The organism is Nonomuraea sp. NPDC005501 (assembly GCF_040605905.1).
Lineage (GTDB): Bacteria > Actinomycetota > Actinomycetes > Streptosporangiales > Streptosporangiaceae > Nonomuraea.
This window is the reverse complement of the sequence record NZ_JBEXDT010000024.1, coordinates 36,417-59,482: the sequence shown is the minus strand read 5'-3', so window position 1 is coordinate 59,482 and position 23,066 is coordinate 36,417. Positions and strand designations below refer to the sequence as shown.

8 protein-coding genes (1 of these 8 only partly in view) are annotated in these 23,066 nt (G+C 71.9%); 6 read left to right on the top strand and 2 right to left on the bottom strand.

The window, feature by feature from the left end:
* Positions 1 to 195: 195 nt before the first annotated feature.
* Entirely contained in the window at positions 196 to 1,599 is a 1,404-nt protein-coding gene (gene eccB / locus ABZS51_RS14840) for a type VII secretion protein EccB (RefSeq protein WP_355440339.1), read from the top strand.
* Here eccB and ABZS51_RS14835 read toward each other — a convergent pair.
* Together ABZS51_RS14835 and ABZS51_RS14830 are read right to left on the bottom strand one after the other, a co-directional pair.
* Positions 1,589 to 2,092 (bottom strand): hypothetical protein, encoded by a 504-nt coding sequence (locus ABZS51_RS14835; RefSeq protein WP_355440335.1) that lies wholly within the window; start codon positions 2,090 to 2,092, stop codon positions 1,589 to 1,591. The two genes, eccB and ABZS51_RS14835, sit on opposite strands and share 11 nt — an antisense overlap.
* Positions 2,085 to 2,591 (bottom strand): hypothetical protein, encoded by a 507-nt coding sequence (locus ABZS51_RS14830; RefSeq protein WP_310708272.1) that lies wholly within the window; start codon positions 2,589 to 2,591, stop codon positions 2,085 to 2,087. The genes ABZS51_RS14835 and ABZS51_RS14830 overlap by 8 nt, the downstream gene beginning before the upstream one ends.
* Positions 2,592 to 2,617: 26 nt before the next feature.
* Between ABZS51_RS14830 and ABZS51_RS14825 the strand changes: the two genes are divergently transcribed.
* The 5 genes from ABZS51_RS14825 to ABZS51_RS14805 form a co-directional block, all read left to right on the top strand.
* A complete protein-coding gene (locus tag ABZS51_RS14825; protein ID WP_355440331.1) occupies positions 2,618 to 3,481 on the top strand; it encodes an SseB family protein in 864 nt (287 codons plus the stop codon).
* On the top strand, positions 3,478 to 3,861 hold the full coding sequence (locus ABZS51_RS14820; protein WP_355440328.1) for a hypothetical protein: 384 nt from the start codon (positions 3,478 to 3,480) through the stop codon (positions 3,859 to 3,861). Before ABZS51_RS14825 ends, ABZS51_RS14820 begins: the two co-directional genes overlap by 4 nt.
* 81 nt (positions 3,862 to 3,942) lie before the next feature.
* Positions 3,943 to 4,344 (top strand): YbaB/EbfC family nucleoid-associated protein, encoded by a 402-nt coding sequence (locus ABZS51_RS14815; RefSeq protein WP_355440325.1) that lies wholly within the window; start codon positions 3,943 to 3,945, stop codon positions 4,342 to 4,344.
* The gene (locus ABZS51_RS14810) at positions 4,341 to 4,682 is read left to right on the top strand and encodes a hypothetical protein (RefSeq protein ID WP_310708276.1); all 342 of its coding nucleotides are present in this window, start codon (positions 4,341 to 4,343) and stop codon (positions 4,680 to 4,682) included. The genes ABZS51_RS14815 and ABZS51_RS14810 overlap by 4 nt, the downstream gene beginning before the upstream one ends.
* 15 nt (positions 4,683 to 4,697) lie before the next feature.
* Positions 4,698 to 23,066: the 5' end (the start) of a hypothetical protein gene (locus tag ABZS51_RS14805; protein WP_355440322.1), read on the top strand. The gene runs 20,472 nt beyond the window's last position; 18,369 of the gene's 38,841 nt are visible here — the first part of the coding sequence; the start codon lies at positions 4,698 to 4,700; its stop codon lies beyond the right edge, outside the window.

The following is a 23,066-nucleotide window of genomic DNA, read 5'->3' as shown; positions in this document are numbered from 1 at the left end:
CTCCAAGCCCGGCCACGGCCTCTGGGGCCCCTCGCCCGGTGGGTAAGCCATCGTGCACCTCCCATAAGATCCACTAAGCCTGCAACTTACCGGAAAAGGTGAGGTTCAGGGGAGAAGTGGACACATCTGGGGCTGCTTCTATGCTGTCCTGATCGCGGGCGAAACGCAGCGGGACGCCGGAGCAACGGGGGTGGCATGCAGACCAGGAAGGATCTGTACCAGGCGCATCGGCTGATGACCCAACGTCTCGGCATGGCGCTGCTACAGGCTCAACCGGACGTGCCCGAATCCCCGATGCGCAGGCAGAACGTGGCCACGTTCGCGGGTGTGCTCATCGCGGTGCTGCTGCTGGCCGGTTTCGGCATCTGGGGGATGCTCAAGAGCGGCGGTGCCACCAAGCTGACGGACCCGGGGCAGTTGCTCGTGGAGGACGAGACCGGGGCCGCTTACGTCTACAGCCAGAAGGAGCGCAAGCTCCTGCCGGTCGCCAACTACGTCTCGGGCAGGCTTCTGCTCGACGTCGCCGACGTGAAGGTACGCAACGTGTCGGCCGCCTCGCTGGCCGACTTCCAGCGGGCCCCCCTCGTGGGCATCCCGGGAGCGCCGAACTCCCTGCCGGCCAAGGACAAGATGGTCCACGGGCCGTGGGCGGCGTGCGTGACCGAGGGCAAGGACGCCGCCGGCGGATCCAAGCCGTACGTCACACTCGTGGGCGGCGCGGACGTCGGCGGGCGACCGCTCGGCGGCGACGCCATGGCCGTCCTCGACGAGCAGATGCGCGCGTGGATCATCTGGGCGGACCGGCGCATGCGGATCTCCGCCGAGGGGTTGCGGGCGCTGGGCGCGGGCACGCCGCGCAAGGTGCCGGCGCCCTGGCTCAACGCGATACCGCAGGCTCCCGTGGACTTCCGCGCACCCACGATCGAGAACAGGGGCCGGGCGGTGACCGGCGGCAGGATCGGCCAGGTGTTCACCACCTCCGCGGTCGCGGGCGGCCAGCCCAGGTGGTACGTGCTGGTCGCGGACGGGTACGCGCAGATCACCAGCACACAGGCGACGCTGCTGCTGAGCGACCCGGAGACCAAGAAGGCGTACGGCAGGCGCCGGGCCGACCCCATCCAGACGGACGCGGCGACGGTGAACGCGTCGCCGTCGAAGGCACAGATGATGGGGGGCAACCTGCCGGAGAACCTGCCGAAGGTGGTGCCGATGCCCGTCGGGGCGCCGGTGTGCGCCGTCTACGCCGACACGGCGAAGGGATCGGCGCGGGCCAGGCTGACGGTCGGCGCGACGATCGCCATCCAGACGCCCAGGACGAGTGGCGGGCAGGACAGCTTCGACCAGGTACTGCTGCCGCCCGGCAGTGCGGTGCTGGCGGGGCTGCTGCCCGGGGAGGGGCAGATGGCGGCGATCGGCACGTATTACCTGGTCACCGATCAGGGGCGGAAGTTCGAGCTCAAGTCGGCCGACCTGATCGAGAAGCTGGGGTACGACTCGTCGGTGATCGCCCCGCTGCCGGCGAACCTGGTGCACCTGATCCCGGACGGCCCCATGCTGGATCCACAGGCGGCCCTGGCCCCGCTCAAGGTCATGCGCTGAGTTCGTCCAGGTTCTCCTGGTAGAAGGCGACGTCGTCCGCCAGCCGCTCCCCCGTGAACCGCGCCGGGTCCTCCTGCCACGCCTGCCTGCCCTCGCTGGTCCAGAACGCCCCCGCCGGGACCTCACCGGCTCCCGGCGGCAGGAACTTGACCACCTCCATGGTGGCGTCCCTGGCGTACTCCCAGTTGAGCCTGGCGTCGTCGGCCAGGTCATCCTCGCCGGCGGCGACCCCGAGGTCGTCGTGGACGGCCCGGCGCGCGTACTCGAGGGCGATGAGGTACCACTGCCCGGCGTCGATCAGCTCGGACAGGCCGAACCCGAATCGCTCACCGGCCCGGCGGGCCTCCGCCTCGCCGGCGTACGGGATCTCGACCTCGATCTCGCCCGCGGTCATCGTCCACGCCTCGGCGCCCTCCGTCAGCTCCGGCTCCACGTCGCCCGCGGAGAGGTTGACGAAGAGCGCGGCCTCCGTCAGCGTCCTGGCCCTACGCATCGCGGTAGGTGTCCCTCACCACGAGCAGCCGCTCGACCCGGAACCTGCCGGGCTCGGCGGCGTGCACCCGGAGCCCACGGTCGGTCCAGAACGCCTGCTCGGGGACCCTGTCCCGGCCTTCGGGAACGAACTTGAGCACCTCCTCGACCGCGGCGCGCGCCATCGCCAGCGCCCGCGCGCCTTCCTCCGGGTCGGGCGGCACGCTGCTCCCCACCTGATCGGCGACCCACAGCCACTCGCCGGCGTCGATGAGCTGGGACGGCTCCGCCCCGCCGAACGTGGGCCAGCCGTGGGGGGCCGTCTCCTGCTCCGGCAGCCCGAACACGTACTCCCGCTCGGCGCCGCAGTCGGCGCAGATGCCCGCGTAGGCGACGGCGAGCTCCTCCGCGACCCCGACCACGCCGCTCTCCCAGGGGGTCTCCACCGATCCGCATGCGCACGGGGTGAGGTCGAGGTGGAGCAGGGCCTCGTCCCGGGTGCGCGCCACTGGCAAAGTCACATGGATCAACCTACTAGGGTGACGCCATGCACGTCGCGAGCTCGTTCGAGGAGGAACTCGGCCGGGCACACGCCCGCGGCGACCTGGCCACCTGCTTGGCCCTGCTGCGCACGACCGCCTTCGCCTGCCCGGTCAGCGATGAGGCGGCGGCGGGCGAGACGCCGGTGCCCTGGCCCACGTTCAGTGACGCCGAGCGCACGTGGGTGGTCGCCTTCACCTCGCCGGAGGCGATGGGTGAGTCGGCCGGACGGTTCTTCGTCGTGACCCTGCTGGACCTGGTGGCCGGCTGGCCGGACCCGTCCTGGGGGCTGGCCGTCAATCCGGGCCGGCCGGTCTGCTTCTACCTGGAGCCCGGCACCGTGGCGCGACTCGCCGTGCCGTCTCTGCTGGAGGACGTGGCCCTGGGGCGGGCGTCCCGGGTCCCGGTCATGCAGAAGCTGCTCCGGCCGTTCGACGTCCTCGAACTGCTCACCACGGGAAGGCCGAGGGTGTCCGGTTACTGCCACATCGCGGCGGACGTGGCGCACCTCACGACTCCCACGGCGCTGACGGAGGCGCTGTTCAGGGATGAGGCGCTGACGCGCGACGGCACGGTGAACATCCTGCGCTGGCCGGCCGTCGGGCTGTCGCTGTATCGCACCCCGTACGGCGGGACGGACGAGGAGAGCATGAAGGCCGTCGCCGGTTGGGTCGTCGAGGAGCCGCCGTTCGGCGGGATGGGGCTCGTGCCCAACGCGCACGAGATGATCCGGGAGTACAAGATCGACGGCATCCTGCTCCCGTACGGGGCGGAGATCGTGGAGCTGGGCGCGGACGGCGAGGAGCGGCTGCGCGCCCAGTTCGACGCCGATCGCGGCAAGTGGCTCGTGCACGAAGAGGATCCCGCGTGACCTACCTGGCGTGCTGGGCGGGAGCCGTCTTCGAGGCGGCGCCGCAGCTCGGCGAGGGTGGCCTGTGGATGCGGCTGCGGAGCACGTCGCCCGCCGACGGGTTCGAGCGGCTGGAGGACGGCCTGTACGTCCACGCCGTCCCGGCGGCGGAGTGCGCGTGGGTGCGCCACGTCATCACCGTCTGCATGTGGCGGGGAGCGCCCTTCCTGGTGTGCGCGGAGCGGGAGGACGAGTTGCTCGTCGAGTACGTCGGTGCGCACGTCACCGTGGCGAGGGAGCTTGACCTGGACCGGATCGACCGCGGGGTCCACCGGCTGTGGGTGCGCCGGGCCGAGGTTTCGGAGCTGCAGGAGCTGGCTGTGGAGATTGATAACAAGTAACACCCATGTTAAATCTGCCCCTTTTGTGCAGAGTGGTGTTCTTGGTACGTTCACCGAAAGACGCTCTTGGGGGATGTGTCGATGGACGTTGACGCAGCTGGCCTGCAGGCTTACGCCGACGAGCTCCAGGCCCGATTCATGGCGCTGCAGAGCGAAGCGCTGGATCTGCACGAACGGACCCGCGCGGTCGAGGTCACGGAGAAGTCCGCCAACGGCCTCGTCTCCGCCACCGTAGGGGCCGGCGGCGAGCTGATCAGGCTCGACCTCGACCCTCGCGTGTTCCGCGACCCCGACGCCCGAGGGCTGGCCGACACGATCACGGACACCATCCACCGGGCCGCGGCGAAGGCCCAGGACAAAGTGGTGGAGATCTTCGAGTCTGTGGTTCCGGCCGACCAGATGCGCGCTCACCTCGACGGTGACATCGAGACCGTGATGAAGCAGCTGGCCGGGCAGATGGTCGAAGGGGACGATCGCCGGTGAGGGACGAGGAAGGCGTCGAGATCGCCGAACCCATCTCGACCGGCATCGGGCAGCTCGAAACCATGGCCGGCGACCTGGACACCGACTTCCGGTCGGACGAGGCGACGCTGCGCGGGCTGCTGGCGTCGCGAGTCTGGGGCACCGGGCCGGCCGGCACCGCTTTCTTCCAGGCCCTGCAGGTGTTCGGCGGCCCGGAACGGCTGCTGGACGACACCAAGGAGCTCGTGCGGGAGATCGGCAAGACGCCGCAGAAGTTCCGCAAGGCGATCACCCATTCCCTGAGCACCAACGAGGCGGTGGCGCGGCAGCTTGCCCATACCCTTCTCGGCCGCGACTGACGGGAACTGCGGCAGATGGCTGGCAAAAGGCCGGTAAATCCCAACTACGTGCCCGGCGAGGGCACCTCGGTCAGGCGGGTTCCCACCACCGAGGTCCGTCCCGCATGGGAGAGCTCGGCGTTGCCCGACTGGGTGAACTACACGTTCATCCCGCTGTTCATGGCGGGCGAGCCGTGGCCCGACTCCAAATCGGTGGAGACGGGCCAGGCGGCCCTCATCCTCGACTCCATCGTGGCCAGCATGGGCGGGGCGGTGGAACGGACCGGCTCGGCCATCAGCACCATCGACGCCGGATACACCACTCCGGCCAAGCCGCCGGCGTTCACCCACATCGCCCAGCAGTTCGGCGACCAGACCGGCGTGGTCGCCAAGGCGAACCTCGCCGCGCAGTTCGCCGAGCGCTTCGGCTACTTCTCGGTGGAGGACGACTACACCAAGCGGTCGATCAACATCGCCTTCTGGGTGTCGGTCATCGCGGCCGCGATCGGCGTCGTGGCGGTCAGCGCCCCGTTCGCCGCGCTGGTCATCCGTCTCGCGGCCAAGATGGGCAACGCCCGGGCCCACCTGCTGATGCAGCGGCTCATGCTCGCGGCCACCCGCATGGGGCCGGTCGTCAACAACGCCCGGAAGACCGAGCTGGCGGCCAACGCCGCCACCCGCTACCTCCACTGGCAGCTCATGACGGAGCTGCCCGAAGAGATCCTGGAAGAGCTGGCCAGCGAGAAGGCCCAGTACGACCAGATCAAAGAGGGCCTGAAGGACAAGTGGGACTGGCAGAAGACCAAGGCCATCCTCGTCGGCACCGTCGTCGGCACCGTGGGCGGTGTCTGGCTCGGCAAGCACATGGGCAAGATCGTCGACGACATGCCGGGCATCCGCTCGCTGAACCGGATGGCGGGCGACCGCACCGGAGTGCTCGCCGCGTTCCAGCGCTATCCGGGGCGCATGATGATGACCGGCCTGCCGAACATGTTCGCCTCGCCCCTCGGCAGCGTCATCGCCAACAAGGCGGTGTACGGCCAGTGGGGTGACTTCACCCTGCAGTCGATGGTGGGCGGCTTCGCTGCCGGCGCCGCCAGGACGGGCACGATCAGCCCGTTCAACGTGGACCATCTGGGCGCGGCGGCGGTGCGCCCGATCACCACGCTGTCGAACTACGCCCGGAGCGTGGGGAGCCACCTGGCGGGCGACGGGACCACCACCATCGCCTCGAACACCACCGCGGGCGGCGGCCCCAACGGATCCGGCCCGACCACGGCCGGCGACCGGCCGTCCACCGGCGGGCCCGGACCGACCGGCCCCGACTCCACATCCGCGCAGCAGCCTGCGCCGCAGCCCGTCATCCCGCACCAGCGGGCGACCTCCGACGTTTCGGCCCCGCCGGCGACGAGCACCCGCGCTGACGCGAGCCAGCAGCGGACCCCCACGGGCGACCAGCAGCGCACGCCCACGGGCGACCAGCAGCGGGCACCGGCAGGCGACCAGCCGGGGGCGCGCCGGCAGACCGCGCCCGACCAGCCCGCCGTCACGGCGCAGGCCGACCGGAGCGGCACGACGCCGGGATCGCACGCGGCGCCGGACCGCGCCACGCCGTCCGCCGCGCAGCAGTCGAGCGCCCCGGACCAGCGGACCAACGACCAGCGGACCAACGGCCAGCGGAACCCCGACCAGACGCAGGTCTCCGATCCCGCGGACGCGCACGACCAGCGTCAGGCGGCGCCCCAGGCCCAGGCCGCGCAGCCGCACACGCAGGCCCAGCCGCAGGCCACGCAGCAGCCGAGCCAGGCGCAGGACACGCAGCAGGGACCAACCCAGGCGCGGGACACGCAGAACCCGGCACAGGCGGCGCAGCCGCAGAACGCCCAGGACCAGAACGCCCAGCCGCAGACGCAGCCGCAGGCCCAGACCACCCAGCCGCAGAACGCCCAGACGCAGCCGCAGGTTCAGGCCGCCCAGTCGCCGAACGGGCAGGTTCAGGGCCAGGCCGCCGCGCAGGCGGACACCGTCACCACTCCCGCCGCGCACATCCAAGCCGTGCAGAACGGCCAGGTCGCGCCGGACGCCCGTGCCGCGGCCACCGCCGCCGTCACCGCCGCCACGGCTCCCGCGGACTCCGCGACGCCCAACGGCGCGCCCGCCCAGGCCACCCCCGGCGGGCTCACCGCGACGGGCCCGATCGCGCCGATCCGGGCCGAGTCCGGACGGCGTGCCGACTACACCCTGGTGACGGCCAGGCCCGTGCGCCGGTCGCAGGAGGAGCGGTCGCGGTTCGTGGTCAGGCGGCGGCCCGCCGGCACTCCCAGGATGACCACGGGCGAGGTCCGCGCCCAGTTCCTCACCAACGCGGACCCCTCCGACATCACCGGCGTGCGCGGATGGACGTGGAGCGCCGACGACACCGACCTCGTCGTCCACCACACCACCCTCGGCGACATCCACTTCCGCGTCGAGCGCCCCGGCCGGCTCATGGTCCGCCGCCACGGCATGCGCCTGTTCCGGCCGCTGGCCCGCACCAGGGTCCTCGCCGGCACCGCCGAGCAGCCCCACGCGCTGCGCCCCAACCGGAACGTCGCCTCCGACCAGCTCGCCCGGCTGGTCGTCCACGAGATCTCCGACAGCCTCCAGGCCCAGCAGGCCCGCCAGGCCGGCGCCCACACCCAGCGCCGCCTGCTCGCCCCGCGTACCGGCGGCCACGACTTCTGCCTCGACACCCGCCACAGCGAGTACAGGCTCCTCAGCCGGCAGCTCGCCGAGGCCACCGGCGACGCCCGCCGCGCCGAGCTCCAGCGGGAGATCGACCTTCTTGTGGCCGAGCTCCGCGACCACGGCCACCCCCTGCCCGATGACCGGCAGGACCGGGACGCCATCACGTCCCCGCGCGCGTCACAGCCGGAGCCCGGGGCCGCGCTCGCGGAGCTGCGGTCCCATCTGGAGGGGCAGCAGGCGGCCGTCACCACGGCCTTGTCCGAGCTCATGCAGTCGATGACGGACCGGGCGTCCGCTCTGGACCAAGCCGACATCGACCTGAACAGGATCGGCATCCGCCATTACGAGGCGTCCATCCAGCTGTCCGAGCAGGCCACGGCAGCCTTCAGGAACGGCGACCTCAGCACGGCCAACGCCCTGATCGCCGCCGCGCGACAGCGACACGGGACCGCCGACGCCTACCAGGCGGCGCGGGCCGCCGCGGCGACTGCCCGGGCCGCGCACCGGGCGGCGGCGGACCTGATGACCACCCGCCCGCTCCGGAGCGTGGACCTCGCCGACGCCGTCAGCAAGGCCCAGCAGGCGTACGCCGGCTACCGGCAGGCACTGCAGGACTCGTTGCCGTTCTCGGCACCGTTGCTGGACGTCGCCTCCGGCAACCTGCGGTCGGCCGTGGCCGCGCGAGCGGCCACGCTGACCGTGCCCGCGATCGACCTGTACACGGCCGCCAGGGAGAACTCCGACGCGGCGGACCGCGCCTTCGAGCAGGAGCGGACCGCCCGCACCGCCGGCGACACCGCCGCCGCGGAGGCCGCGCACGCGTCCGGGATGCGGTTCCGGCAGGCGGCGACGGCATACGGCGACGCCGCGGCCTCGGCCTACCGGGCCCGCGCGGTGTACCAGTCGCTGCTCAACCGGTTGGGGGTCTCCAACTCCGAGATCGCCCAGGCGCTCCAGCTCGGTCAGACCCTTGAGCGGTTCGCCCTGATGACGGTCGACCTGACCGCCACCACGCCGGACCCCGCGGCATCGCTGGCCGACCTGCGCGCCGCGCTGGAAAGCCGGACCAGGGCGATCGCGGAGCTGCGGCAGACGCTCGGGCGGCACATCACCGCGCTCGACCTGGCCGCCGCCGACATGCAGGAGGAGTCCGGCCGCTGGACGGACGAGTCGCTGGCGGCCTTCGGCCGGGCCCGCGACGCGATCGCCCGGCAGGAGCTCGCCGAAGCCCTGCCGTGGCAGACGGCCGGCACCGAGCTGCAGCAGGCCGCCGAGGCCCATGACGAGGCCCGCCGGCTGGCTGACCGGGCGCGCCGGGCCTATCAGGCCGCCGCCGACGTCCTGCCGTACGTCAGGGATGAGGGCACGCTCGACGTCGGCGTGCTCGCCGAGCGCATGCGGGAGGCGGAGGAGGAGCACCGGCGTTACCAGGAGGCGGTCGACGCGCTTCCGTCGCCGCAGACTCTCCCCGCAGCACCGGAGCAGCCGGTCGTCAGGGAGTTCGGCGAGCTGGCCGAGCGCCGGGCCGCGGTGCGGGAGCAGATCGCCACGCTCACCCAGGAGGCCGAGCGGCTCGGCCGGCTCGGCACCCTGTACGTGCAGCGGGGCGCGGAGGCCACCCAGGACATGCAGAAGGCCTACGAGGAGGCCGAGAAGGCGGTCGAGCAGCGCGACGACGGGGCCGCCGGACGGCGTGCCGACGCGGAGGCCGAGGCCGAGGGTCAGGCCGAGGTCGCCCGCCGGCAGTTCCGGATCGCCCAGCGTTACCAGGCGGCCGCCGAGGCGGCGCGGGCCGCCGCGCTGGCCCAGACGACGCTGCTGGCCCTGCTGAACGAGACGACCTCCGCGGGGCCGCTGTCGCCGGAGCTTTCCCGTGGCGTCGCGGACGCCAACAAGGCCTACGAGAACTATCTGAAGGCGGAGGAGACCGCGCTTCCGCCGCGGGCGGGAATGTCCGCCTGGCTGCCGGTGAACGGCCCGATCGCCAATCAGGACAGGCTGGCCGCCGTCCTCAACCGCGAAGGGGATGCCGACTTCAGCCCGGAGGACGCCGCACAGTTGCTGCGTCGCGACTTCGGCGACGTGCTCTCCCCGGACGGGGTCGTGCTGAAGCTGGACAACGGCCGGGAGATCCTGGTCCGGGGACGTGTGGGCCACCTGGCGGAGATCCCCGGGGGCCACACGGAGGCCTCGGAGCTCATGGTCGGCAACTTCGCGGAGGACGGCGCGTCGGTCTCGGCCACGGCGCGCGGCTCCGAAGACGTCACGCCGAAATGGGACGCCGCGGCCGCGGCCAAGCAGTTGCCGTCGGAGCGCGCCCAGGCGGTGGCCGAATTCGTCGTGGCCGAAGGCTCCTACGGGCGGGGCACCAGCGACAGCCAGCGGGCCTCGGCCGGCAACTACGCCCAGCGGGCCTCCGTGATGGACAACCGGGGCCCGTCGACCAGGTACCAGGGCGCCTTGGTCCTGGAGGTGAGCCACCGGACGGCCACGGGCGACTGGGCGCCTCCCACCCGGGTGACGGGCGACGAGCTGCAGGACTTCTGGGTGCCCGCTCCCCTGACGGAGCCCGCTCCGGACAACCTCGTACGGCTGGACGAGAACGCGGGTCTGGACGGCGCCTTGCCGGGGCACGTCGCGATCGGCTCGACCGGCCTCGCCGAAACGGCGGACGACATGGTCGCCCACCTGGTGGAAGCCGGCTACGGGCAGGCGGCCCAGGACCACGTGCGCACCATCATGACCGGGCAGGTCCCGGTGCACTGGTCGGAGGTCACGAGCGCGAACGGCTTCGCACGTCACTTCTCCGACGGCCGCCGGGAGGGCACCCTCCGGGTCCACGGCAGGGTGGTCCTGGAAGAGGTGGTGGGCCCGCCCAGCAACAAGCTGCACCTTGAGCAGGACCTGCCGATCGGTTTCAGCTCGGCGTGGCAGGGCCGCTCGGCGGGCACGTCCGGGCACTTCAACGTCACAGTCGGGGGGAAGCTCCCGCTGTGGAAGTGGGTCCCCAGGCTGACGTTCGGGTTCTCGCGGGCCCGGTCGCACTCCGAATCGACGAACGTGGGCGGCACCGCCGTCATGCCGAACGTTCCGCGCTGGGCGGGCGAGGTGCAGGCGTACCGCTTGCGGGTGGTGTACACGGCCGTCCTGGAGCTGCATGACGTGCCCCGGAAGGGCTTCTCCGGTGAGAGCAGGGCACTGTTCCTGCTCCCGGAGTCGCAGGCGTACCACTACAACCTGCCGGTGGACGCGGCGGCGATCGTGGGGCGGCGGCCCGACGGCACCCCCATCCTGCGCGACGACCCCTCGCCCGAGCCGCCGCCCGGCCGCAAGCTCGAACTGCCCGACCATATGAAGACCGGCAGGGTCCGCGGCGCCGGCCATGCCCGGATCGACGACGTCGCGGGCGCCGACCTGGTGTGGCAGCAGACCATCGAGGAGCTCCGCGACAAGGGGCTGCTGCCCAGACTCGTGAACGGCGTCCGCGTGTACTCCCGCGACGCGCGCACGGAGGCCAGCCAGCGCCGCAACGAGACCATCATCGAGCAGCAGCTCACCACTCACCGGCTGAAGGAGGGCTACAACCGGGCCTCCCAGCACGGCTACGGCATCCGCCTCACGCTGCAGCGGACCGGCATGGCCACCGAGCACTTCCGGCTGCGCGTCCACGTGGACCAGGACATGGACGACGTGACACCCGAGGGCGTGGTCCGGGCCCAGCCGGGGGTGAAACTGCCCATCGGCTCGCTCGGCGCCTCGCGGACGGAGAGCACGGGCAAGTCCTGGGACGGCTCCGTCGGGGCGGGTCTCGCGGCTCCGGACGACGATGGCGTCGACACCAGCGGTGGCGGGGTGGGGTTCAAGCGCTCCTCCAGCCACGACCTGAGCGTGAAGCAGGGCGTCCAGATCAACGAGGTGGGCCTGGACGAGACCGACTCCGCGGCGTTCCTGATCGGGGGCAGGCTGCGCACCACCCTCGACGGTGAGCGGCTCGCTGAGGACGAGGTCAGCGCCCGCGTGCTCATACCCGTCGCCGAGCTGCCCTACGCCGACGACCGCCCGAACGGGCCGGAGCACCGGACGTCGGTGGAGGCGCTCAAGCGCGGCAGGACCGTCGCCCTGGACCTGGACGACATAGCGGGCATCGTAGCAGCGGAGCTGAAGGTGCCCAGGGAGGCCGTGTCCCTGGACCAGGTGGACGAGCTGTTCAGCGAGCCGGGCATGCTGGCCCATCCGGAGGCGTTCTTCAGCGACCTGCGGGTCGAGGTGATCGTCGACCTGCCCGGGCACGGGAACGTGCGCGTCCCGGTGTCGCTCCGGCTGGAGGCCGGCAAGTCCCGGGTCTTCTCGGCCGGCAAGTGGGTCGGCGGCAACATCCTCATGTCGATGATCGTCTCGGGTACGTCGTCCTCCGAGTCGACCACGCACAACGTCGACGGATCGACCGGTCTGCAGCTCCCGGGCACGCCGAGCGGCGAAGCCGGTTTGTCGGGGTCGCGCACCGTCTCGCAGGGACGGGAGCAGACGGTCATCCTCGCGGGCGAGGACCTGGACATCGACACCGGCGTGCAGTACCTGTCGGAGACGGACGTCGTCGCCCACATCAGCATCGGCGCGTCCTCCCTCGGTGCGGCACGCGAGCTGACCGGCGGCGGCACGGCCGTCCGCCGCAACGCCGAGCGCGACGCCCTGGAGCTCTACAGCCGGGGCGAGATGCCGCTCTCCCTGCACCATGCGGCCGACGCGGCCGAGCGGCTGCTGAACGGCACCCTCGAGCTGAACCGCCGCGTCGCGCTCCCGTTCGTGCGCCGCTACCTCAAGGACCTGAAGCAGGCCCGCGGTGAGCTGAGCGTCCGCGAGCGGCTCATGAGCTCTGTCGGCGTGCCGCACGTCCCGCTGACCAGCGAGCACACCAAGCGGCGCTTCGCCGAGCGCATCGAGGAGCTGATCGACAAGAAGGCCACCGCGGAGCTGACCCCGCCCGGCGAGCAGCCGAGCGGCTCGCGCAAGGCGAAGCCGCACCGCAGGCTGCGCGAGATGCTGTCGGACGCGCGTCTGCTGGAGCGGCGGGCGGAGCGCGTGGTGAAGCCCGACGGCTACGACGAGGCCATCGGCATGAGCCTCCTCGGCCGCACGCGGCTGCACGCCCCCGGAGAACCCGAGCAGGAGATCGAGCTGCTCGAAGGCGTCACGACGGCCATCGACAAGGTCCTCCCCGGCGTTGTGGAGGGGGACATCGGCCTGTACCGGGAGCTGTTCGCCAGGTACGCCGGCGAGCGCTGGAAGGGCGGCCTGGACGACATGCTCGCCCCGGAGCCGCCGCCCGAGATCATTGCGGTCAGCATCGGGGGCCGCGCCCAGCAGCTCGCCATCACCATACGCGCGAGCTTCGGTGAGACCGCCGACCACGGGGAGGTCTACGACAAGGGCTCCATCAAGCAGAGATACCTCTACGGGGAGCTCAACGAGTCCACGTCCGTGAGCTGGAGCGCCGGCGGGAACGTCAAGGGCGCCGACGACGGCAGCATGGCGCTGTCGACCGACCGGGACCATTCCGGCTCCGCCAGCCGGAACAACCAGACCACCCGCGTCAACGGCGCGGCCCGCTTCAAGGGCGCGGAGCCCAGCGTCCTGGAGCACCCGACGTTCGTCATCGAGGTCCAGCCCATCATCGACGGCAAGCCCGGCCCGGTGGCGAAGGTGGCGTTGCAGGGCACGATGGAGCGTGTCCTGCTGTCCGGTCTGGCCACCCGCGAGGAGAACGCGCCTTCCCGGGCGCCGGCGCTGCCCGACCCGCGGCCGGTGTCCCTGCCGTCCCTGTCCGGCGGCATGCACGTCGAGTGGGCGCGGGTCGACGGGCTGGCCGAGGCCGTCATCGCGCGGGCGCAGCAGAAGGACGTCTTCGGCAGAGAGCTGACCTTCGCCGAGAAGGCCAAGGTGCGCAAGATGCTCGGTCGCGTAGCCGTCAGGGACAGCCTGGAGGCGATGGCCGGCTCGCGGGGGCATTTCGCCTTCAGCCTCCAACTCGACCCGAACCGGGCGGACCGGGTGGTGGACGTCTGGGTGCAGACCACCCTGACGGACCAGGACGTTGTGGTCGGCGACCTGGACGACACCGAGATCAGGACCGTGGACCGGCGGCGGGAGAAGTGGGAGGTCTCGGCCACCCGGGGACATCTCGTGCCGGTGGGCGTCTCCCTCAGCGAGGATCACAAGGCATCCGGGGCCGCCGTCAACGTGGCGCTGCACCAGCAGTCCGTCGACAACGCCTCCGTCAGCGGCGGACGCCGCACGGAGAACAGCGTCTTCGAGAAGGGCGTCGCCTCGTTGGTCGACTTCCGGGTCGACGCCGGTGTGCGGCTGGAGGTCCGGAACGTCAGGCGAGGCGAGACCGAGCGCACGGTGGAGATGCCGTACGCCGCGACGGGCAGCGCCCGCATCATGCTGTTCAGCCAGTCGCTGACCGACAACCGGGCCGAGGCGGAACGCGAGCAGGCGCATGCGGCACTGCCGGCACCGGCTCCCGCCGCCGCCCCGATGTCGCTGGAGCGGCTGCTCAACTCTCCCGCCCCGATGTCGCTGGAGCGGCTGTTCGACCAGGCCGCCCGGCACGCCGGCTTCGACCCCGCCCGGCCGTACGTGGCGGCCGCGCGGACGCTCGACGCCGGGCGTCCGGTTCGCCTGGTCGCCGACGCCGACCCGACGCGGCCGTACGGGCAGCTCCAGCAGGCTCGGCTGCTCGCCCGGGAGATCGGCGCCGACGTCACGATCGACGTCACGGCACCGGACGGGACCAGGCACACCTACGTCGCCGAGCCGGGCGGCGTGCTGCACGGCGACACGTTCGCCCCCCGGTTCGCCGCCCTGCCGTCCGAGCTGATCCTGGTCGCCGACCAGCAGGGGCTCGACCTGCACGCGCTGCACGATCGGACGGCCGGCCGGGACGGCACGCTGGCCGACCACATCCGGTCGGAGCTGCGCAGGCGCGGCATCCCCGAGCTCACGCCGCCCGCCCCCGCCTGGCCGGTCAAGAGCATCCCCGACGCGGGCGACGAATCGGTGCACAGCGTGCAGCCCGTCACGGTGACCGCCCGGCCCGTGCGCGGGTCGCGGGGTCAGCGGTCGCAGTTCGTGGTCAAGCGGCGTCCCGCCGGCACACCCAGGATGACCGTGGAGGAGGTGATCACGGAGTTCATGAACGGGGCGAAGTCCTCCGACATCGCCGGCGTGGACGGACGGGTGTGGAAGGGCAGCGGCTTCATCACCCTGCACCATCAGGAGCTGGGCGACGTCCATTTCCAGGTGGTGCCGCCCGGCCGGCTCATGCTGCGCCGCCACGGCCTGCGCCTGTTCCGGCCGCTGGCCCGCACCAAGGTGCGCGCCGGCACCGCCACGCAGCCTCACCTGCTGCAGCCCAACAAGAACGTCGCGCGCGACCAGCTCGCCCGCGTCCTCGTCCACGACCTCTCCGACGCCCTGCAGGTCCAGGAGGCACGCCAGAACAAGGTCCACACCCAGCGCCGTCTGCCCTTCCGCCGCGAAGACGCTCACGACGTCTGTCTGCAGTCCCGCCACGCCGAGCTGCGCCTCCTCACCCACCAGCTCGCCGAGGCCGACACCGACGCCCGCCGCGCCTACCTCCAGAACGAGATCGACCTGCTCCGGGCCGAACTCCACAGCCACGGCCATCTGGCGCCCGGCGACCAGATCCCGGTCAGGGTGCTCGGCGACGTGCTGGTCGCCGACGACGGGCAGCCCAGGCTGTTCGATCTCACCGTCGATGAGGCCCTCGACGCCTTCAACGCCCGGGTCAGGCTGAGCGACTTCGGCAACCGCGCCTCGGACTGGAGCTGGACCGACGACACCACCCTGCTCGTCGGCAAGCAGCACATCCGCTTCGAGGTCGGCCCGGTCGACGGCGACGCGCCCGCCCTGATCCGCCTCGGCACGGGCACCGCCCAGGACCCCCACCTGGCGAGGCTGGCGCCCAGCATGACCCCCGACCAGGCCGCCCTCGCCGTCCTGGCCGTCGCCTCCGACGCCGTCCGGCCCTCCACCGGACACCCCAACGCCGCCGACCGCAGCATCTTCCGTCTGCTGTCCCGCGAGTTCCGCTCCACGCAGAGCCCCGTCCTGCGCGCCCAGCTCGACGCCTTCTACACGGCTCTCGCCGAAGTCATCCCCGGCGTCGAGCCGACACGGCCACGCAGCATCGACTTCAACCCCGACACCCGACCGCCGCTGCTGCCGCAGTACGACAACCACACCCTGGCCGCACTGCGCGACCGCAACGCCTACGACATCGACCCGCAGAAGGCGGGCAGAGCGTCACAGTGGGCCAGACTGCGCAACGGAGTCCCAGGAGTCCGCGAGCGACTCCGAGGCGACAAGGTCGACACACGGACCCCCTGGAACAACAACCACTCCACGCTCGAGGTGCGCTCGGTGTGGTTCAACGAGGGCCGCAAGAACCACCGCATCACCGAGTTCACGTTGCGGGTGCGGTACCGCCGCCATCCTGAGCTGAGCGAGGCGGCCCTGCTCGCGGAGCTGTCGAACGCCTTCGACGCGGTGGACGTCTACTACAACCACCAGCACCGCCTGCGCGACGGCACCCAGCTGCACGTCCGGCTGGAGTTCGTGGAAGCCAAGAGGGACGAGCCCGCGGTCATGATCCGCCCGGACACAGGGGGACGGGCCAACGCCACGAACTTCTATGCGGGCGACGGACTCGTCGTCTGGGCCCACGAGCTGGGCCACCATCTGGGCTTCGCCGACGAGTACGCCGAGGCGGAGACGCGTGATCGGCGTACTCTCGCCGACGCCCTGGTGCAGCGGGACGACTCCATCATGGTGATGGATGAGCTCCTGTGGACCGATGGGACCGTCCGCGACCTCGGGGGACATCCCTTGCCCGCCCGGGTCGGCCTGCGCGACCGTCACCTCATGCAGCTGTCCGACCTGGCGGAGAAAAAGCTCGTTTCCGTCCCCGGGCGGCCCGACGATCCGAATCCCCCGGCACGGGTGGACCAGGAGGAGTGGCGGCCACGTTCCCTCTCGACCGTCATGGGTTCGGCGGCACCCGCCGTTCCCTTCGGAATCCACCGCCCGGTCATGCCCACGGCGGACAACACGCGACTGCCCGAGCACGTGCGCAGGCTGCTGAAGAGGTTCCCCGTCAGCGGGCCGGAGTTCTTCCAGCACGCGCTGCGCCTCGACCGGATGACCGCCGTGTACAAGGGCACTCCGGTCTCGCGTCTGACCCAGCGTCATCTGGATTACACCGACGCGCTGGTCTCCACCGTGACCACCGTCTACAGCGCGTCGCCCGACCACCCGTTCACCGGGGTCGACCTCAGACGGATCAAGTCCCTGGTCGACCTGCTCGCCGGCCAGGACGGCCGTCTCCCCACCCCGCATGGCTTCCTCCGCCAGGTGGCGGAAGCCATGGACCAGCACCCCGAGCTGACCGATGTGGAGGGGCTGGCCCGGTTCGTGGAGTGGTACCAGGCGACACGCGGCCGGCGTTTCCCCGGCGAGCAGGGCGTGCCCGCGCTCCAGCGCGCGGCCGCTGAGCTCTTCGGCGACGTGGAGAGCACCGAGGCCGTGGCCAGGGTCGCCCAGCTGTTCGCGAACGCGGCGCACAATTCCGAACACATCGCGCTCGGGCCCGCGGGCAAGCGGTGGACCCTCGTGGCGGACAAGATCGCAGAGGCGCTCGCGTCGGGGACCCGCGGGAGCCAGGATTTGACCGACGCGGTGGAGAACGCGTTGAAAGCCGCGAGCGCCGTCGACGTGGACGGGAGCGGCGCCCAATCCGCGCAGGAACGCGTCCAGCCCGTCACGGTGACCGCCCGGCCCGTGCGCTCGTCGGGGGGGCGACGGTCGCAGTTCGTGGTCAAGCGGCGCCCTCCGGGCACGCCCAAGATGACCCCGAACGAGGTCACCAAGGCGTTCTTCGACAACGCGGACACCTTAGACATGCCCGGCCTGACGGGGTGGAGACAGACGCCGGGTGACACCATCGTGCTGTTCACCCTCGCGCACGGCGACGTCCACTTCCGCGTGGAGAAGCCGGGCCGGCTGATGGTGCGCCGCCACGGCCTGCGCCTGTTCCGCCCGCTGGCCCGCACCAAGGTGCGCGCCGGCACCGCCGAAGACCCCCACCTGCTGCGCCCCAACAAGAACGTCGCGCACGACCAGCTCGCCCGCGTCGTCGTCCACGACGTCACCGACACGCTCCAGGTCCAGGAGGCCCGCAAGAACGGCGTGCAGACCCGGCGCCGCCTGCTCTCCCACCAGGAAGACGGTCACGATTACTGCGCGCAGTCCCGCCACGCCGAGCTGAGCCTCCTCAGACGCCAGCTCGCCAAGGCCGACACAGACGCGCGCCGCGCCGACCTCCAGGGCGAGATCGACCTGGTGGTAGCCGAACTCCGCCCCCACGGCCGCCCCCTGCCCGGCGATCAGGTCCCGGTCAGGGCGCTCGGCGACGTGCTGGCCGCCGAGGGGCGGCGGACCGGGCAGGACGACCTCACTGTCGCCGCGGCACGCGCCGCCTTCCAGTCGCGGGTCAAGCCGAGCGACTTCGGCAGCTGGCGCACGAGCTGGACCGACGTCGGCAGGTGGTCCGCGACGCGGCACTGGAGCGGCGCCGACACCCTGCTCATCCAGCGCCGATGGGTCCGCTTCGAGGTGGGCCCGATCGACGGCGGCGCACCCGCCGTGACCCTGTTCGGCACGGGCAAACCTCATGATCCGCACGTGGTACGCCTGTCCCCCCACCTCGCCCCGGACCAGGCCGCCCTCGTCATGCTGGCCGCCGTCTCCGACACCCTCTGGCCCTCCGGCGGCCGCCCCACCACCGCCCACCAGGACGTCTTCCGCCTGCTGGCCCGGGAGTACCTCGCCACGCGGGACCCCGTCCTGCGCGCCCAACTCGACGCCATGTGGACCGCGCTCGCCGACGCCACCCCCGACGCCGAGCGGCGGCCACGCAGCCTCGACTTCAACCCCGACACCCGGCCGCCGCTGCTGGCGCAGCACGACCACAGATCCCTGGCCGTGCTGCGCGACGGCAACGCCTACGACATCACCCCGCGGAAGGCGCTCACAGCGGCGCAGTGGGCCGGGCTGCGCGCCGAGCTCGAAGGCGACGAGGTCGACACGCGGAAGGCCTGGAACAAGGGCAGCTCCACGGTCGAGGTGCGTAAGCTGTCGGCCGCCGAGGTCGACGCGACGGGCGACAGCACGAACCACCACATCACCGAGTTCACGCTGCGGGTGCGGTACCGCCGCCATCCGGAGTTGAGCGAGGCGGCCCTGCTCGTGGAGCTGTCGAACGCCTTCGACGCGGTGGACGTCTACTTCAACCACCAGCACCGCCTGCGCGACGGCTCCCAGCTGCACGTCCGGCTGGAGATGGTGGAGGCCGCCAAGCATGAGCCCGCGGTCACGCTGCACCCGAACGAAGGGAAGCGGTCCGACGCCCTGAACATCTACGCGGGCCAGGGACTCACCCTCTGGGCCCACGAGCTCGGCCACCACCTGGGCCTCGCCGACGAGTACGCCGAGGCGGCGAAGCGCGATCGGCGCACTCTCGCTGACGCCCTGGTGCAGCGGGACGACACCATCATGGCCCGGCGCAAGCTTCTGTGGACTGACAGGCTCGTCACCGACCCCCAGGGACGCTTCTTCCCCTCCCGGGTGGGCCTGCGCGACCGTCACCTCATGCAGTTGTCCGACCTGGCGGAGCCGAAGCTCGTCTCCATTCCCGGGCGGCCCGACGACCCGGATCCCCAGGCACGGGTGGACCGGAAGCAGTGGCGGCCGGGTCTCTCGAGGATCATGGGAACGGCGGAACCCGCCGTTCCGCATGACATCTACCGCCCGGCCGTGCCCACCGCGGAGAACACGCAACTGCCCGAGCACGTGCGCAGGCTGCTGAAGAGGTTCCCCGTCAGCGGTCCGGAGTTCTTCGAGCACGCGCTGCGCCTCGACCGCATGGCCGCCCTGTACCAGTACCGCCCCACCTTCCTCATGACCCAGCGTCATCTGGACTACACCGACGCGCTGGTCTCCACCGTGGCCACCATGTACGAGGCGTCGCCCGACCACCCGTTCACCGGGCACGAACTCAGACGGATCAAGTCCCTGATCGACCTGCTCGCCGGACAGGACCGCCGTCTCCCCACCCCGCATACCTTCCTCCGCCAGGTGGCGGAAGCCATGGACCAGCACCCCGAGCTGACCGATGTGGAGGGGCTGGCCCGGTTCGTCGAGTGGTACCAGGCGACACGCGGCCGGCGCTTCCCCGGCGAGCAGGGCGTGCCCGCGCTCCAGCGCGCGGCCGCTGAGCTCTTCGGCGACGTGGAGAGCACCGAGGCCGTGGCCAGGGTCGCCCTGCTGTTCGCGAACGCGGCGCACAATTCCGAACAGATCGCGCTCGGGCCCGAGGGTGACCAGTGGACCCTCGTGGCGGACAAGATCGCAGAGGCGCTCGCGTCGGGGACCCGCGGCGGCCGGGATCTGGTCAAGGCCGTGGAGGACGCGTTGACGGCCGCGGGCGCCGTCGACGTGGACGGGAGCGGCGAGCGCGCCGCCGAGTCCGCGCCCCACAGCCCCGCCGACCCGCGGCCTGCGCACGCGCCGGCACCGGCACCGGCACCGGCACCGGAGCCGGGCGGACGGCAGATCCCGGTCAGGCTGCTCGGTGACGCGCTGCCCGCCGGCGGACGGCAGGCCGCCCTGGACGACCTCACCGTCGCCGAGGCACGCGACGCCTTCAACACCCGGGTCAGACCGAGCGACTTCGGCAACCGCCCCGTCACCTGGAGCTGGACCGACGACACCACCCTGCTCATCGACGGCCAACACGTCCGCTACACAGTCGGGCCCGTCGACGGCGGCGCGCCCGCACTGACCCGCCTCGGCGCAGGCACCGCCCAGAACCCCCACCAGGAGACGATGGCCCCCCGCATCGCCCCCGACCAGGCCGCCCTCGCCGTCCTGGCCGCCGCCTCCGACGCCATCCAGCCCCCCACCGGACACCCCAACGTCTCAGACCAGACCGTCTTCCGCCTGCTGTCCCGCGAGTTCCGCTCCACCCAGGACCCCGCCCTACGCACCCAGCTCGACACCATCCTGAACGCCCTCGGCTACGGCACCCCCCACCAGGCAGGCGAACAAGCGACACAACAGCTCGGCTCCCCGTCCGAGCAGCCCAGGTCCCCGGCAACCGACGGTGAGCCGGCACGGCCGAGGAGCAGCGACCTCAACCCCGACACCCGGCCGCCCCTGCTGCCCCTCCACGACGACAAGGCCCTGGACGCGCTTCGCGACCGCAACGCCTACGCCATCGTCCCGCAGAAGGCGATCAGGGCAGCGCAGTGGGCCGGCCTGCGCCAGCGGGTCCAGGGGCAGGAGGTCGAGGAGCGGACCGGCTGGAACAAGAGCCGCTCCACGATCGAAGTGCGCTCGCTCCACGTCACCGACGAAGCCGGCACCACGCACCCGGTCACCGAGTTCACCCTGCGGGTGCGCTACCACCGCCATCCCCAGCTGAGCGAGGATGAGCTGCTCGTCGAGCAGTCGAACGCCCTCGACGCGGTGGACCTCTACTACAACCACCAGCACCGCCTGCGCGACGGCTCCCAGCTGCACGTCCGGCTGGAGTTCGCCGAGGCCGCCGAGCACGAGCCCGCGGTCATGTTCCGCCCGGACATGCCGGGACGGCCCAACTCGGAGAACATCTACGCGGGCTGGGGGCTCGGCCTCTACGCCCACGAACTGGGTCACCACCTCGAGTTCGGCGACGAGTACCTCGAAGAGTCGAGAGGCGCTCGGCGCACCCTCGCCGACGTCCTGGTCAAGCGGGACCCGAGCCTCATGGCGATGGAGAGGCTCATATGGACCGCCGGCGCGACCGTGCGCGACCTGGCGGCACGACCCTTCCCTGCCCTGGTGGGCCTGCGCAACCGCCACCTCAGGGAGCTCTCCGATCTGGCGGAGAAGAAGATCGTCTTCGTCCGCGGGCGTCCCGGTGACCCGTCGCCCACGGCGCGGGTGGACCGGAGGGAATCGCGGTCACGTCACCTCCCGATCGCCAGGGGCCTCGCGAGCCCTGCCGTGCCGTACGAGACGATGCGCCTGGCCACCCCCACGGCGGAGAACACGCAGCTGCCCGAGCACGTGCGCAAGCTGCTGAAGAAGTTCCCCGTCAGCGGGCCGGAGTTCTTCCAGCACGCGCTGCGCCTCGACCGGATGACCGCCGTGTACAAGGGCACGCCGGTCTCGCGTCTGACCCGTAAGCACCTGGACCACACCGACGCGCTGGTCTCCACCGCGGCCGCCATCTACAGGACCTCGACCGAGTACCCGTTCACCGACGTGGACCTCAGGCGGGTCAAATACCTGGTCGACCTGCTCGCCGGCCAGGACGGCGGGATGCCGACCCCGCAAGGCTTCCTCCGCCAGGTCGCGGAGGCCATGGGCGATCGTCGCTACTCCGTGAGCGATGTGGACGGGCTCGCACGGTTCGTGGAGTGGTACCGCGCCACGAACGGCCAGCGCTTCCCCGGCGAGCAGGGCGTGCCCGCCCTCCGGCAGGCCGCCGCCACCCTGTTCGGTGACGCGGACAGCACCAGGGCCGTGGTCAAGGTCGCCCAGCTGTTCGAGAGGGCGGCGCAGGATTCGACGCACATCGCGTACGGGCACGGGGGCGACCGGTGGGCCTTCGTCGCGGACAAGATCGCCGAGACGCTCACCTGGCGGACTCGCAAGGCGCTGCGCGGCGCGGACCTCGTCAAGGCGGTGGAGGACGCGTTCAAGGCCGCGAACCCGCCCGGGCTCGACTCCGGCGCCAACGCGTCCGCCCCCGACGACTCCGCCGACCCGCGATCTCAGCACACGCCGGCGCCGGGCGGTCGGGAGATCCCGGTCAGGCTGCTCGGAGACGCGCTGCCCGCCGGCGGACGGCAGGCCGCCCTGGACGACCTCACCGTCGCCGAGGCACGCGACGCCTTCAACACCCGGGTCAGACCGAGCGACTTCGGCAACCGCCCCGTCACCTGGAGCTGGACCGACGACACCACCCTGCTCATCGACGGCCAACACGTCCGCTACACAGTCGGGCCCGTCGACGGCGGCGCGCCCGCACTGACCCGCCTCGGCGCAGGCACCGCCCAGAACCCCCACCAGGTGACGCTGGCCCCCCGCATCGCCCCCGACCAGGCCGCCCTCGCCGTCCTGGCCGCCGCCTCCGACGCCATCCAGCCCCCCACCGGACACCCCAACGTCTCAGACCAGACCGTCTTCCGCCTGCTGTCCCGCGAGTTCCGCTCCACCCAGGACCCCGCCCTACGCACCCAGCTCGACACCATCCTGAACGCCCTCGGCTACGGCACCCCCCACCAGGCAGGCGAACAAGCGACACAACAGCTCGGCATCCGCGGCAGGAAGCCCAAGCCCTCCGTGCCGGTCCACGGCGAGCCGGAACAGCCGCGCAGCGCCGACCTCAACCCCGACACCCGGCCGCCCCTGCTGCCACAGCCCGACGACGAGGCCCGCCAGGCACTGCGCGACGACCACGCCTTCGGCATCGAGCCGCACCAGGCGATCAGAGCATCGCAGTGGGCGCACCTGCGCACGCCGGACGCGGGACTGGAGATCCGCAAGCAC

What these genes read in the sequence shown, in the direction of transcription:
- eccB (WP_355440339.1), top strand. Translation starts at nt 196, where the DNA reads ATGCAGACCAGGAAGGATCTGTACCAGGCGCATCGGCTGATGACCCAA.
- ABZS51_RS14835 (WP_355440335.1), bottom strand. Translation starts at nt 2,092, where the DNA reads ATGCGTAGGGCCAGGACGCTGACGGAGGCCGCGCTCTTCGTCAACCTC.
- ABZS51_RS14825 (WP_355440331.1), top strand. Translation starts at nt 2,618, where the DNA reads ATGCACGTCGCGAGCTCGTTCGAGGAGGAACTCGGCCGGGCACACGCC.
- ABZS51_RS14815 (WP_355440325.1), top strand. Translation starts at nt 3,943, where the DNA reads ATGGACGTTGACGCAGCTGGCCTGCAGGCTTACGCCGACGAGCTCCAG.